This window comes from Kribbella solani (genome assembly GCF_014205295.1).
Lineage (GTDB): Bacteria > Actinomycetota > Actinomycetes > Propionibacteriales > Kribbellaceae > Kribbella > Kribbella solani.
Genome location: NZ_JACHNF010000001.1, coordinates 3,919,718 through 3,933,329, shown reverse-complemented (window position 1 = coordinate 3,933,329; position 13,612 = coordinate 3,919,718). Strand labels below are relative to the sequence as shown.

Below are 13,612 nucleotides of genomic sequence, written 5' to 3'. Positions count from 1 at the left end.
GCCGACCGGCTGACTGACGGATGGCTGGCCGGATGATCGGGCGGCGCTCGGCTGGGGGAGCGGGAGACACGCTCCCTGTGCGATTCTTCTCCGGTGACTGAGGACGGGACCACGCCCCAGGTGACCGAGCAGGCGCCGCCGGTTGAGCACGCCCTGCCGCCTGAGCAGGTCCTGCCGCACGACCAGGTCCCGTCACACGAGCAGGTCTCGTCGCACGGGCAGGTCTCGTCGCACGGGCCGGACAAGCCGTTCGTGGTCGGGGTCGACCGGGACACGGTGCTGCGCCGCCGCGAGGTGGTGCGTACGGTCGAGCGGCGCGGCGCCTTCATCACCCTCGTACTCGGCGTCGTCGGCGTCGCGGCCGCTCTGTACGCGATGTTCGCGTTCGACGGCGCGGTCATGTTGCCGTACGCGCTGTTGCTGATCCTGGCGATGAGCCCGCTGCTGCTCAGCACCTGGATGGTGTTCCGCATCCAGAAGCGGCGCACGCACTGGTACGACGCGAACGAACTGCCGCCGGTCGCGATGCGGATCTCCGTGAAGGGCCTCGAGCTGGCGTGCGACGGCGCCGCGTACCCGGTCGTACTGCCCTGGAACACGGTCCGCGGTTTCCGGCAGCAGAAGCTCCTCGGGCAGTACACGCTCGACATCGCGCTGGCCCGGGGCGTCGGCGCCACGACCGCGGGGGTCCGCGGCCTGGATCAGCCGTCCGTACGCTCCGTGGTCAAGCCGAACCCGCTGCTCCGGCCGACCGGCATGTTCCTGGTCAAGGCACTCGACCAGCCGGTACACGTCATCGACGAGGCACTCAAGCACTTCTCCGGCGGCACTGCCGGAGTGGTCCGCTAGAAGCTCAGCAGGGCAGCGCGCGGTACGTGTAGCCCTGCTTGCTGAGCTTCGTCAGCGCCCGGTCCAGCGCGGCGACGGTCTGGGACCGGTCGCCGCCGCCGTCGTGCATCAGGATGATCGCGCCCGGCCGCGCACCGGCCAGGATCGCGTGCTCGACCCGCGCCGCGCCGGGCTTCTCCCAGTCCCTGGTGTCGACGTCCCAGAGCACCTGACGCTGGTGGTACGCGGCCGCGATCGCCTGGATCTTGGCGTTCGTCGCGCCGGTCGGCGGACGCAGGCACTTGGACCGTACGCCGCCGGCGATCTCCTGCCGGATCTTCGCCTCCGGCAGCAGAGTCAGCGTCTTGTGATCGAAGGTGTGATTGCCGACCCGGTGGCCGGCCGCCCGCTCGGCGGTGACCAGCTCCGGGAACTGCGCGACCTGAATGCCGAGGACGAAGAACGTCGCGTGCGCGTTGTGCTTGCGCAGCACCGCCAGCACCCGCGGCGTCCACACGTGCTGCGGTCCGTCGTCGAAGGTCAGGTACAGCACCTTCCCGTGCCCGGTCAGATTCCAGTCATCACCCGGCCCCGGCTTGTGCACCGCCGGTCGCCCCGGCGGCGGCACCGGCGGTACTGACGGCACGACCGGTTTGCTCGACGACGGCTCACCACGTTTCGAACCGACGGGCGTACTCGGCCCGGCGGACATCCGGACCGCGGGCGACGCGGCCGGAGCGGAGCCGGCATCCGGAGTGGCGGCTTGGGCGAGGACGGCACCGCAGAGCAGAGCGGCGACCAACGGCAGCACTTTGCCGGGCGGCTTGGTCATGGAGGGCATCTTCTCGTGTACGCGAGCGCCGGGCGAAACCGGGTTGGGGTACGTCGGCCGTATCGTGTGCTTTCGTGCCGGAGATCCCGGCGAGCAGACGAGTGAGGCGCCTGATGACGAACAGTGGTGAGCGGACGACGATGACCAGACGGACCCTGATCGGCGGCGCGTCCGCGCTGGCCGCGGCCGGGTTCACGGCCGTCCCGGCGGACGCCGGCGAGACCGCGCAAGGTTCGGGGCAAGGTTCGGGGCACGGGCCGGGCAAGACCGTCCGGCTGACCGTGATGGGTACCACCGACCTGCACGGCAACGTCTTCAACTGGGACTACTTCAAGAACGCCGAGTACGACGACGCCGCGCACAACGACATCGGCCTGGCGAAGATCTCCACCCTGGTCACCGCGGTCCGGGACCGGATCGCCGCCGACCGGCGCGCGCCGCGCCCGCTGATGCTGGACGCCGGCGACACCATCCAGGGCACCCCGCTGGCGTACTACTACGCCAAGATCGAGCCCATCACCGGTGGTCACACGCACCCGATGGCGGCGGCGATGAACCGGATCGGGTACGACGCGGCCGCGCTCGGCAACCACGAGTTCAACTACGGGATGGACATCCTGCGGAAGTTCCAGCGGCAGCTGCGGTTCCCGCTGCTCGGTGCGAACGCCCAGGACTGGACCACCGGGCTGCCCGCGTTCCCGCCGTACGTGCTGAAGCGGGTGCACGTGCCCGGCGAGAAGCCGATCACGGTCGGCATCCTCGGCATCACCAACCCCGGGATCGCGATCTGGGACAAGGCGAACGTCGAGAACAAGCTGAAGTTCGGCGGCATCGTCGAGCAGGCGAAGGTCTGGGTGCCGCGGGTTCGCAAGGCCGGCGCCGACGTGGTCGTGGTGTCGGTGCACTCGGGGATGGACCTGTCCTCGTCGTACGGCGACGCGCTGCCGTACCCGGAGAACGCGGCCGCCCTGATGGCCGAGACGGTTCCGGGCATCGACGCCGTACTGGTCGGCCACGCGCACCTGGAGATCCCGGAGCGCCTGGTCACGAACAAGCTCACCGGCGAGCAGGTCGTCCTGACCGAGCCGCTCAAGTGGGGCATGCGGCTGTCGCTGATCGACCTGGACCTGCGGAAGGACCGTGGCCGGTGGAAGGTCGTCGGCCGGCACAGCCAGGTGCTGAACGCGAACACCGTCGCCGCCGACCCGGAGGTGGTCGCGCTGCTGCAGAAGGACCACGACAAGGTCGTCGAGTACGTCAACTCGAAGATCGGCAACTGCACCGAGGCGATGTCCGCGGCGACCGCGCCGTGGGAGGACACCGCCGCGCTGGACTTCGTGAACTTCGTCCAGGCCGACGCGGTCGCGAAAATCCTCGCCGGTACGCCGCAGGCTGCCCTTCCGGTACTCGCGATCGCGGCACCGTTCAACCGCGACGCGGCGATCCCGGCCGGCGACGTGTCGGTGCGTGACGTCGCGGGCCTGTACGTCTTCGACAACACCCTGCTCGCGGTCACCATGACCGGCGCGCAGATCAAGGAGTACCTGGAGTTCTCCGCGCTGTACTTCAAGCAGGTCACCGGCACCGGACCGTTCCCGTCCGCCCAGGTCACGAACGCTCCGACCGCGACCGCGCCGAACGGTACGCCCGACTACAACTACGACATCCTCGGCGGGCTGGCCAAGCCGCTGACGTACAAGATCGACATCGCCAAGCCGGGCGGCGCACGGATCACGGACCTCGCGTACGCCGGGGTCGCGGTGACCGCGGACCAGCAGTTCGTGGTCGCGGTCAACAACTACCGGCAGTCCGGCGGCGGCAACTTCCCGCACGTCAAGACCGCTCCGGTCGTCTACAACCGCCAGGTGGAGATCCGCCAGTTGATGATCGACTACGTCACCGCCACCGGCACGGTCGACCCGAAGACCTTCCACACCGTCGACTGGTCGCTCACCTCGAACGGCGCGCCGATCACCGTCACGAAGTAACCCCACGTCAGGGCTCGGCTACCGAATGCTGTCGCCGGGCGGGACCGTATGGGCAGAAAGTCTGGATAATGCCTGTAATCGGTCCCGCCCGCCGGACAGATACGGGGTATGACGCTCATACAGACGACACCCGGACTGGGGTCGGGGGAGGCGGCACGTGTGGTTGGTGGGCCGCCGGATCCCGGACCGAACGGGTTCGACACCCTGTTCCGCTGCCATCACGACGACGTACTGCGGTACTTCGTCCGGAGGCTCGACATCCGCGCCGACGCGGCCGATCTGGTCGCCGAGACCTTCCTCGTCGCCTGGCGGCGGATGGACGCGGTGCCAGGCAAGCAGCCGCTGCCTTGGCTGTACGGCGTCGCCAGGCGGGTGCTCGCGAATCACCGCCGCGGTGAGGTCCGCCGGCACGGGCTGGCCGACCGGCTCCGTGACGACCTGCGCACGGTTCCGGCCGAGGCCGAGATCGCGCTGGAGCTGCGGCACGCCTCGGAGGTCTTCCGTCAGCTCTCGGACGCCGACCGGGAGCTGCTGTCGCTGGTCGCCTGGGAAGGTCTCGACACCACCCAGCTGGCCGCCGCGATCGGCTGCACCCGCAGCACCGCGGCCGTCCGCCTGCACCGCGCCCGGCGTCGTCTCGATCGTCTGATGAGCCACCCGTACCAGCCCGATGGGAACCGTTCGGTGTCCGGCGAGCAGCCGGCGCCTGCCCGAGGAGAGACCCGATGAGCAAGCCCGAAAACCTCGACCTGATCAGGCGCCTGGACCCGATCGCGAACGACGACCCGGCCGCCGCGGTCAGCGCGGAGTCCCGGGAGGAGCTGCGGACCCGGATCGGCCACTCGCCGGCCGGACCGGCCACCCGGGTGGTCGGTACCGCGAATGCCGGCGCCGGGCGCCCGGCCGTCCGGCGTCCGCTCGCCCGGAAGCTGGTCCCGGTGCTCGCCGTCGGCGCCCTGGTCGCCGGTGCGGCCGTCACCCTGATCGAGCGGCCGGGCGGTACGAAGCAGGAGGCGCTCGGCCCGGCACTGTCCTTCGTCACCGAGGGCAACGTGATGAAGGTGAAGATCCTCGACCCGGAGGCGGACTCGGCGCGCTTCAACAAAGAGTTCGAGGCGCACGGACTCAACATCAAGCTCCGGCTGTTGCCGGTCTCTCCGTCGGTGGTCGGGACCAGCCCCGCGGCGGGGTTCAGCGAGGGCTCGGACTGGATCAAGACCACCTTCGAGCCGGCCGGCTGTCTGCAGGCGATGACGTCGCCGTGCGTACCGGAGTTCACCATCCCGCTGCCGTACAAGGGGCAGGCCGACCTGTACATCGGCCGTACCGCCAAGCCGGGGGAGGAGCTGGCTTCCGCGGGTGACCTGGCCGCGCGTGGTGAACCGCTGGCCGGCGTGAAGTACCAGGGCATGACGGTCGGCGCGGTGAAGAAGCTGCTCACGGACCGCGGGGTGAGCGCCGAGTACCGGGTGAACGTCAGGCCGAACTACACCGATGCCCGCGACGAGGTTCCCGCGAACTGGATCGTCCGGGAAGGCACCCTGCTCAAGCTCGACCACGCCGTGCTCTTCGTGTCAGCCCCCCGCTGACCAGTACGCGGGATCAGCGCGGGAGCCACTCGCAGAATCGGCAGCCGGCCGTGTCCGCGGCCAAGGGGAACGCGGAGTGCGGCCGGAGGGACCTGGCGAACTGCCCGGCGCGGGCGTCACGCTCGCGCCGGGCGTCCGCGCCGCCGGACGGCTCGGTCCGGACGTGCGCCCACTGCCGGTCGCCGTCGTGGACGAAGTACCTGGTCTCGCCACGAGAGTCGGTCCCGCGCCAGAGGTTCGGGCCGACTTTCGTACAGCCGGTGACCCGGACCGGGCCGCCACTCCAGTCGGTGAAGCCGCCACACGGAGCCTGTCCCGGCGGGAGGTTGCGAAGCGTGACGGTGAAGCGCGCGATCTTGCTGCCGTCCGGCTCAGGTTCCAGCACGTCGTACTCGAAGCCGGCGTCCCGGGGGCGGACGGCGAATGGCCAGTGCTCATCGCTCAGCAGTGGGCGCGCGATCACGGCCTCGATCCGTTTCTGTTCTGACGACACGCTGTTGAGCTTGAGCAGTGTGGGAAGTGCACCGAGCGCCACGACACCCACTGCGACCAGAACCACCCCGAGTGACGGTCGGGTCCAGCTCCTGCCGTCAGCGGTTGGCTGACGGCCGCGGATCACGACCATGGCGACCGCGAAGCCGAGCGCCGCCAGGAACACGAACGGCTCCATCAGCTCGGTCCACAAGGCTGCCAGGGCGGCGCCGAGGAACAGCACCGATCCCAGTGCGAGCCCGATGCCGATCATCACCCCGAGCCGCAGCCGCAGGGCCAGCAGGATCGTTGCGATCACCAGGGCGACGGCGCCGCCGAGCACTCCGGCTCCAAGGCCGGCAACGATCGACAGGCATTCCTCGTCCGGCGTGCACCTCTGGTCCGCGACCACGGCCGTGACGATCGCGACCGGCAGCGCGACGACGGCGCCGATCGCCAGCCCGCCGAACACCACCACCCGGAGGGCGCCCGCCCGGGTCCGCTCGCTCATTTCAGCAGAGTAGGGACCCAACCGGTCATCGGGCGTCGCGAGGTCAGAGCAGCATGATGCCGGCGTTGCGGAGGTCGACCAGGGTTTGTTCGGTACTGGCCGGGGCGACGCCGGCGGTCAGGTGGGTGAGGACCGTGGTGCCGAAACCGGCCTGGTGGGCGTCGAAGGCGGTGGCGCGGACGCAGTAGTCGGTCGCGATCCCGCAGACGTCGACGTCCGTGACGCCCTTGCCGCGCAGCCAGTCGGCGAGCGCGTGACCGCCTTCGTGGGACTTGCCTTCGAAGCCCGAGTACGCGGCCGCGTACTCGCCCTTGTCGAAGATCGCGTCGAACGGCTGCGGATCCAGGTTCGGGTGGAAGCTGACACCGTCCGTACCGGCGACGCAATGCGGCGGCCAGGAGTGCACGTAGTCGGGCTCCTTGGAGAAGTGGTCACCCGGGTCGATGTGATGGTCCCGGGTGGCCACGACATACGCGTACTGGCGCTCGTCCGGATCCGCCTCGTGCCACTGGTGCAGCAACTCACCGATCCGGAACGCGACGTCTGCCCCTCCGGCGACGGCCAGGCTCCCGCCCTCGCAGAAGTCGTTCTGCACATCCACCACGATCAGTGCCCGAGCCATCGCGACGCCCTTCATCCGGAGTTGCTGCTCCCTGATGCCACCGTACCGGCGTCAGCCCCGGCAATCGCGCATTGTGATCATCCGAGCAGCAGGTCGCCCCCGTTGACGCGGAGCAACTGGCCCTGGACCGACTTGGTCCGCGGCGAGGTCAGGAACAGGATCGCGTCGGCGAGCTCGGTCGTCTCCGGCAGGTGCCGGGCGGCGAACTTGGCGGCGATCTGGTCCAGCGCCGGTCGCGGGATCGCCCGGTGCTCGCCGTTCTCGAGCGTGATGCCGGGCAGTACGACATTGACCAGGACACCGTCCGCGCCCAGATCGCACTGCAGGCTCGCGGCCAGGCCGTGCAGTCCGGCCTTGGCCGCGCCGTACGCCCAGGAGCCGGCCATGCCACGCTCCGCGAGATCGGTCGAGATCAGCACCAGCCGGCCCTGCTCCGAGCGCCGCAGCGCCGGCGCGACCTGCTGGACCAGGTGGTAGTTGCCCTCCAGATTCGCCCGCAGGATCTGGGTCCACCACTCCGGCTTGGAGTCCTCGATCTTCTCCGGCCGGTCGTCGTACCCGAGCGTGCCCCAGCTGACCGCGTTCGCGACCACCACGTCCAGGCCACCCCAGTGCTCGATCACCGACCGGGCCGCGGCCGCGATCGTCTCCGGCGCGCCGAGATCCATCGGCACCGCGTACCCCTCGCCGCCGGCCGCCTCGATCTCCTTCACCACCGCCTCGGCCGCGTCCTGCCGCGAGTTGTAGGTGATCGCCACCCGGGCGCCCTCGCGCCCGTACGCGATCGCGGTCGCCCGCCCGATCCCCGACGATGCGCCCGTCACCAGCACCGCGACGTCCTTGAACCCCAGCTCCATGACCTGCCCCTTGATATTGTTAGTCGGCTACACAAAGAATTTAGCCGACTAACAAACCTTGGGCAAGCTTGCGGTCAGGTGCCCGGAGGTCATCCCCAGGGGGGAACCGCCGGTGCCCAGCCAGGAGGGGTCGAGGATGCCCCAATCACCGATCTCGTCGAAGGTCCAGGCCTGGGCGGATTCCTCGAAGCCTGTGAAGCTGACCGGAAGCAGGCCGACGCCGGCGCTGAGATACGGATTGATGGTCAGGTCGCCCGACCCGTCCGCGACGACCACGGTGTTCCCGAGCCCGAGGAAGTCCCAGAAGCCGGACTCGACACTGCCGCCCTTGCCAGTGCCGCCGATCGCGTCGGCAGAGCTGGACTCGGTCAGCATCGGACCGACGTTGATGCCGGCGCTGACATTCGAGCTGAACCCCTTCTGCGTGGCGGTGGAGAACACCATGCCGTCGTCCCTGGTGTAGACCGCGCACATGCTGGCGCCCACCATCACGACGGCCGCCGCACTCGCGCCGCCGCACACTCCGTAGCCGCCTGGTGGGTCATCCGTCGATCCGAGCAAACACGCCGCCGACGAGCTCAACGCGGTACATACGGCTCGATTCGCGGTCCACACCGCGTCGCTCCAGGCCCAGAACTCCCGGTCGTCGGGGATCGAGACGCCCACGCCGACTCCGCCGGCCTTGGTGATGCGGTTGCCTGGTTGTTTGGGGTTTTCGGGGCGGTCGGGGATGCCCTTCGGGGCTCTTGGCGGTTGGGCTTCGTTGCTCGGCCCCCGCCGGGACTGGCCGCTGTTGCCCTGGCGGGCGACCGCGGACGTGTTCTGCTGTTTGCCGCCGCGCTGCCCACCGGCACTCTTCGACTGCTTCTTCGGCCGCTTCGCCGGTGCCGGCGCCCTCGGTCCCCCTCGGACGCTCTTCAGCCCGCTCGCGTCGGACGTCGTCACCGGTGAGTTGTTCGCGTACGCGTACCCGTTGAGCTGTTGTGGATCGGTCAGATCCATCAACGGGTCAGCCGAGACGAACCGCCCGGTCGCCGAGTCGTACTCACGGGCTCCGACCGTCGTCAACTGGACCGCGTCGTTCTCGATCCCGCCGACAAAGCCACGGTCGTCCGGCCAGCTCGCCGGGACCGGACCGCGCGGGTTCCCGAACGGATCACGCCGGCGCACCGACACGGTCAGCGTGTTCCCGTTGACGATCCATTGGTTCGTCCCATGATGATCGCCACTCAGCCACTGGAGGTCGCCCCGGCCGTTGCGGACGCCGACGACCTCGGCGCCATGCTTGTAGTAGCGCGTGGCCTCGACCTTCCCGGTCGCCTTGGTGTACGTCAGCTCGTACCCGGCGACCCATGCGGTCAGATCACCGTTGGGGTCGGCGCGCAGGATGCGTTGCCCGTCCGCGTCGTCGACGAACTTCGACGTTCCGCCGTTCGACTTGATCGTGTCCAGCCGCCCGGCCGGGTTCCAGTTCAGTACGTCGGCCTGGCCGCCGCGGTCGATGCCCGTGGTGAACCCAGCCTGGTCGTACCTGAATGCGGTCGATGCACCACCGGTCGAGGTCACCCCGGTCAGCTCATGCGGCCCTGCGCCGTCCTGACCGTCGTACGAGTAGACCTTTGTCACCGGGCCCTTGGCAGTCCATTGCGTTTCGCCCTTCCGGTTGCCGATGGCGTCGTATTGGTACGTCGCCCCGTACGGACCCGGTCCACCGACCGCGGTCGCCGGTTCGGTCGCGCAGGCAGCGGACGCACCCGCCTGTGCCCACGCGGCAGTGAGCCGCTGCAGCGAGTCGTAGCGGAAGCACTGCAACTCCGGATCGAGCTCCTTCAACGTGTGGACCGGGTCGTCGGCGATGGACAGAACGTTCCCCGCGGCGTCGTACCGGTAGGACAACGCCGCGACCCCGTAGTTCGTCCCGTCGAACTCACCGGCGGTGTCCTTGTCGAAGTAGAACTCCGCGAGCCGGCGGGTGCCCTCTTCGTACACCCACGTCTGCCAGACCTGTCCCGAGGTGCCGGCGGCGTCGACGGGATCCCCGAGCTTGCGTTGCAACAGCTGCCCGTACGGCGAGTAGGTGGCTTCGTCGACATAGACCTTGCCGAAGCCGAAGTCGTCGCCCCAGGCGGTCACCCGGCCGGGACGGCCCATCGCATCGTAGGACTGCGTCATCACCTCCGCGGCCAGGCCGCCGGCGCCCTTCGCGCCGTACGTGTGCAACGAACCGTCCTCGTTGTACGTGTACGCCTCCCAGTACGAACCGGCCAACGGCCCGGCGGCACTCGGCAACGTGGTGTACTCCTGCTTGGGCCGCCCTTCCGCCGTGTACTTGCGGGTCTCGGTCGTCCACGCCTGACCGTCGACCCAGCGGGTAGCCGTCGCCGGCATCCCGATGCCGTACTCGGCGGTGTCGTACCCGCGATCGACGAGTACCGTGGAGCCATTCAGTATCTTGGTTGGTCTGCTCAACGAGTCGTACTGATAGGTCAAGGTCTCGCGGTTCGCGTTGGTCGTCGCCGTGACCTGCCCGCCCGGGTTGTACGCGGTCGTCGACGTACCGGTGTCCGGATCGTGCAGCGCGGTGCGCCGCCCGCGCAGGTCGTACTCGTAGGTCCACTTGTTCAGCGCCGGATCGGTGACCTGCCGAAGCTGACCGCTCGGGGCGTAGGCGTACTTGGTCGAGTCGAAACCGCCGGTCGCGCTTCGATCGTGGTACTGCCGAAGTTCGACCGTCCGGCCCAGCGCGTCGTCGAGAGTGGATCGGCTCGTCCCGCCCTCCGGCGCGATCACGGTGGTCCGCCAGTTCGTCGCATCGCCGCCGAAACGGTACGACGTACGCCACTTTTCCTGGTCCTTGACGACGAACACCTCGTCCGTGACTCGCCCGGCGCCGTCATACCCGAGCTCGGTGCGGGACAAATCGTTCGTCCGGCTGATGCGTACGAGCTTGCTGTCCGGTCCGGATTCGTTGTTGTACACCGGGCCGGACGTGTACCGCTCCCGCCCGTACGAGTCGTACACCGTTTGCGAGACAAGCCGGCCGCCGTTCGTCTGCGCCTGGACCTGCCGTTCGCGCAGCAGCGAGTCGTACAGGGTGACGCTGGTCAGGTACGAGCCGTCGTGAATCATCCGTTCCGTCTTGACCGTGGCCGGGGCGGTGGGTGAGATCTGGTACGTGAACTTCTGGCTCGCGCTCTCCGCGGCCGGATCCCGGCCGGGCAGCCAGAGAGCGGTCCGGCGGCCGAACGGGTCGTACTTGGCGACCGTACGCCGATCGTTCGGGTCCACCGTCTCGATCGCGGTGCCCCAGGCGGGAGCCAGTTTTGTGGTCGTCGCGTGCCCGAGGGCGTTGGTGCTGACGACCGTAGTGACTGGCCCGCCGGCGGCGGGGGTGTACGCGGTCGTGGTCTTGTTGCCGAGGGCATCGGTCGCCGTGACCTGACGACCGAGCGCGTCGAAGCTGGACGATCCGATCGGCTTGTAGACCGGGCCGCCGTCCCAGCTCTCCAGCGCGTCCGACCGGGTCATCAGTCCCTTGGCCGGCGCGGCGCCGAGCGACGTGCTGCCGTCGTAGTAGGCCCGCACGGCGCCGATCAGGTCGGCGGGCCGATTCACCGTCGCCGCGCAGCCGGCCGACACCGATTCAACCGTCGAGACGGACTCCAGCAGCCAGGCAGCGGTGTTGTCCGCGTACGTCGTTCGGACACACCTTTCGTCACCGCCGCGGCCGATGTCGCCGTGCTGATCCACCTGCACCTCCCGGCCGTGATCGTCATAGCTGGTCTCGGTGCGCGCGGTCCGCCAGGTCGAGGCCGCCAGCAGCGTCCGGGTATCGGTGCGCCGATCCCCGGTCAGCCAGGCCTCGATCGATCCGCCGTCGTAGCCGCGTTTCGCGGTTCGCGACGTCCAGTACCAGGTCGTCTCGGTGCCGATCAGGGTCGTGTCGTCGTAGGTAGCCGTTTCCCACTCGGCCCCGGCGAGGGCGCGATGATCCGGCGCGGTGTTGCCGGCCGAATCCGTGACCGCGACCGAACGTTTCTGGCCGTTCGGCAGTCTGTCGCCGTCCAGCCCGCGGTAGTACCGGGCCTGGGATCGCAACCGCGGTCCTGGACCGGCCGGGTCGCCGGTCAGGGTGACGACCTGCGCGTAGCCGCGCCACTGGTTCCAGTCCCGGTTCTTCTTCGGCACGTACTCGGCGTCGTTCCACGCCCACAGTGCCTTCGTGCCGCCGCCGGTGGTCGAGTACTCGTAGAACTTCCAGACGGTGTCGCCGCCACCGGTCGCGTCCGACTCCGCGATCGAGCGGACGACGTACTTGTGGAAGTAGACGTCGACGGGCTCGGTCAGCCCTTCAGGCGCGTAGCGGGCGGGAAAGCAGCGCCGGTCGTTCTGGGCCGGACTGGCCGGCAGGCTCCCGGCCTTGCAGTCCGGTTCGGTGTAGTTGATCGTCGTGACGCCGCCGGTCTCGTTCTTGATCGAGGTCAGCCGCGGCCGCCAGATCCCAGGGAACGCCTCGCCGTTGTCGACCCGGTTGGGCAGGAACGTCCCGCCGAACTCCATCGGCGGTGTCGCCGCCGTGCCACCGACCCGTCCGGTGTGCTGCACCGACGCCAGCCAGAGGACGACTTGCTCCTTGTCGCCGTAGTCCTTGAACTTGTGCGTGAGCGCCCAGGAGTCGACCGGTGCGTACTCGTTGCCGTTCGCAACGTACGTGGTCACGCCGGTCAACCGTTTGGTGGTGAAGAACGCCGGCGAGTACTGCTCGCACTTGGTACCCGCCTTGCAGTCCAGGTCCCACGGTGTGTCCGGCCACTTCGTCCGCTTCGGATCACCGTTCGCTTCGCGGCAGTCGGCCAGGCAGCGATCGCCCATCGCGAACTCCACCTTGGCCGTCCGGACCGCGGTCGCGTCGGTCCGCAGCCCGTACTCGACGGTTTTCAGCCAGCCGTCGCGGACGTACGTCGCCTGCGTGCCAAGGTCGGCCGCGGCCGAGTACCGGCCGGTCTCGGTCTGATAGGTGTACCGCGCGGAGTTCCCGTGCACGTCGACGGACCTGTCGAGCATCCAGCGGTACGCCTGATCGCACCGCGACGCCTTGAAGTCGCCGGAGCGGAAGCAGCCTTCGCCGGAGTGGTTGCCGAACACCGGCATCGTCCAGCGGGACGCGGCGGCGGAACCGAAGACGTGCTTGGTGCCGTCGGTGGTCGTGATGGTCCACGTTTCCGTACTCGCGCCGCTCGCCGTGGCCCGCGAACCGGAGTGCTGAATCCGCCAGTCGACATCGTCGGCGGCCTTCCATTGCCCGGTGCCGTCGTCACGGACGAGGGCCGTACTGACGCCGTCGAGCGTGATCGTCAGCGCCGGCGAGTCATCGTCCCAGCAGCGGTCACCGGTCGCCGCGGTGCCCTGATTGCCACCCTTGTCGTCGGTGCAGGCGACGTACGTCCGCTCGATGAAGCTGGGCGAGGACGACCAGCCGTCGCCCACCACCGACGCCTGGTTGTTGGTGCCCGACGTGCGGCCGTCGTGCTCGGCGGAGGAGTAGGCCAGTCCGACCGAGGGCACCGGTCCGGCGGCAGGTGGCAGCCGCAGGTCGTACGTGTAGGAGAAGGCTCCGGACGAGCCGCCCTGCGCCCAGGAACCGGCCGCCGCCAGGTCGGTGGCGGACCAGTCGCCGTCGTCGGCGTCGCCACCCGCGTCGGCGGGCCGTCCGGACCAGTTCGCTGCCGCGTCCCGGAAGGCCGAATCAGCGCCGGCGACGGCCTCGACAGGGGTCGACGAGTACGCCTGTGGGTTGCGCTCGAAGCCGGCGAAGGCCGGGGCCGACGTGTGGACGAGGATGGACAGGATCATCGAGACGGCGACGAGACCGGCTCCGACCGTGCGACGTTTGTGACCGCTGCGAATCCGCATC

At 69.3% G+C, this 13,612-nt stretch carries 9 protein-coding genes; 4 read left to right on the top strand and 5 right to left on the bottom strand.

Annotated elements, in window-relative coordinates; all coding sequences use genetic code 11:
- The first annotated feature begins 93 nt into the window (after window positions 1–93).
- Window positions 94–849 carry a hypothetical protein gene (locus tag HDA44_RS17830; RefSeq protein WP_337906087.1) on the top strand — a complete coding sequence of 252 codons (756 nt, stop codon included), beginning with the start codon at window positions 94–96 and terminating at the stop codon, window positions 847–849.
- 4 nt (window positions 850–853) lie between these two features.
- Here HDA44_RS17830 and HDA44_RS17825 read toward each other — a convergent pair whose 3' ends face one another.
- On the bottom strand, window positions 854–1,660 hold the full coding sequence (locus HDA44_RS17825; protein ID WP_202887415.1) for a polysaccharide deacetylase family protein: 807 nt from the start codon (window positions 1,658–1,660) through the stop codon (window positions 854–856).
- A gap of 113 nt (window positions 1,661–1,773) precedes the next feature.
- On the opposite strand from HDA44_RS17825, the gene HDA44_RS17820 reads away from it, so the two are divergent.
- The 3 genes from HDA44_RS17820 (at window position 1,774) to HDA44_RS17810 (ending at window position 5,237) form a co-directional block, all read left to right on the top strand.
- Complete coding sequence (locus HDA44_RS17820; protein WP_184835835.1) at window positions 1,774–3,648, top strand: bifunctional metallophosphatase/5'-nucleotidase; 1,875 nt, start codon at window positions 1,774–1,776, stop codon at window positions 3,646–3,648.
- Window positions 3,649–3,756: 108 nt separating this feature from the next.
- Window positions 3,757–4,377: an RNA polymerase sigma factor gene (locus HDA44_RS17815; RefSeq protein WP_184835833.1), complete on the top strand. Its 621-nt coding sequence runs from the start codon at window positions 3,757–3,759 to the stop codon at window positions 4,375–4,377.
- Window positions 4,374–5,237 carry a hypothetical protein gene (locus HDA44_RS17810; RefSeq protein WP_184835831.1) on the top strand — a complete coding sequence of 288 codons (864 nt, stop codon included), beginning with the start codon at window positions 4,374–4,376 and terminating at the stop codon, window positions 5,235–5,237. The genes HDA44_RS17815 and HDA44_RS17810 overlap by 4 nt, the downstream gene beginning before the upstream one ends.
- A 13-nt stretch (window positions 5,238–5,250) precedes the next feature.
- Here HDA44_RS17810 and HDA44_RS17805 read toward each other — a convergent pair whose 3' ends face one another.
- The 4 genes from HDA44_RS17805 to HDA44_RS17790 all read right to left on the bottom strand — a co-directional run bounded on the left by HDA44_RS17805 (window position 5,251) and on the right by HDA44_RS17790 (window position 13,611).
- Entirely contained in the window at window positions 5,251–6,219 is a 969-nt protein-coding gene (locus HDA44_RS17805) for a hypothetical protein (protein WP_184835829.1), read from the bottom strand.
- Between the two features lie 43 nt (window positions 6,220–6,262).
- A complete protein-coding gene (locus HDA44_RS17800) occupies window positions 6,263–6,841 on the bottom strand; it encodes an isochorismatase family protein (protein WP_184843801.1) in 579 nt (192 codons plus the stop codon).
- A 77-nt stretch (window positions 6,842–6,918) separates the two neighbouring features.
- Entirely contained in the window at window positions 6,919–7,698 is a 780-nt protein-coding gene (locus HDA44_RS17795; RefSeq protein ID WP_184835827.1) for an SDR family NAD(P)-dependent oxidoreductase, read from the bottom strand.
- Between the two features lie 48 nt (window positions 7,699–7,746).
- Entirely contained in the window at window positions 7,747–13,611 is a 5,865-nt protein-coding gene (locus tag HDA44_RS17790; protein ID WP_184835826.1) for an RHS repeat domain-containing protein, read from the bottom strand.
- Window position 13,612 lies beyond the last annotated feature (1 nt).

Coding starts and splice junctions, on each gene's coding strand:
- HDA44_RS17825 (WP_202887415.1), bottom strand. CDS start 1,660: ATGACCAAGCCGCCCGGCAAAGTGCTGCCGTTGGTCGCCGCTCTGCTC.
- HDA44_RS17820 (WP_184835835.1), top strand. CDS start 1,774: ATGACGAACAGTGGTGAGCGGACGACGATGACCAGACGGACCCTGATC.
- HDA44_RS17815 (WP_184835833.1), top strand. CDS start 3,757: ATGACGCTCATACAGACGACACCCGGACTGGGGTCGGGGGAGGCGGCA.
- HDA44_RS17810 (WP_184835831.1), top strand. CDS start 4,374: ATGAGCAAGCCCGAAAACCTCGACCTGATCAGGCGCCTGGACCCGATC.
- HDA44_RS17805 (WP_184835829.1), bottom strand. CDS start 6,219: ATGAGCGAGCGGACCCGGGCGGGCGCCCTCCGGGTGGTGGTGTTCGGC.
- HDA44_RS17800 (WP_184843801.1), bottom strand. CDS start 6,841: ATGGCTCGGGCACTGATCGTGGTGGATGTGCAGAACGACTTCTGCGAG.
- HDA44_RS17795 (WP_184835827.1), bottom strand. CDS start 7,698: ATGGAGCTGGGGTTCAAGGACGTCGCGGTGCTGGTGACGGGCGCATCG.
- HDA44_RS17790 (WP_184835826.1), bottom strand. CDS start 13,611: ATGCGGATTCGCAGCGGTCACAAACGTCGCACGGTCGGAGCCGGTCTC.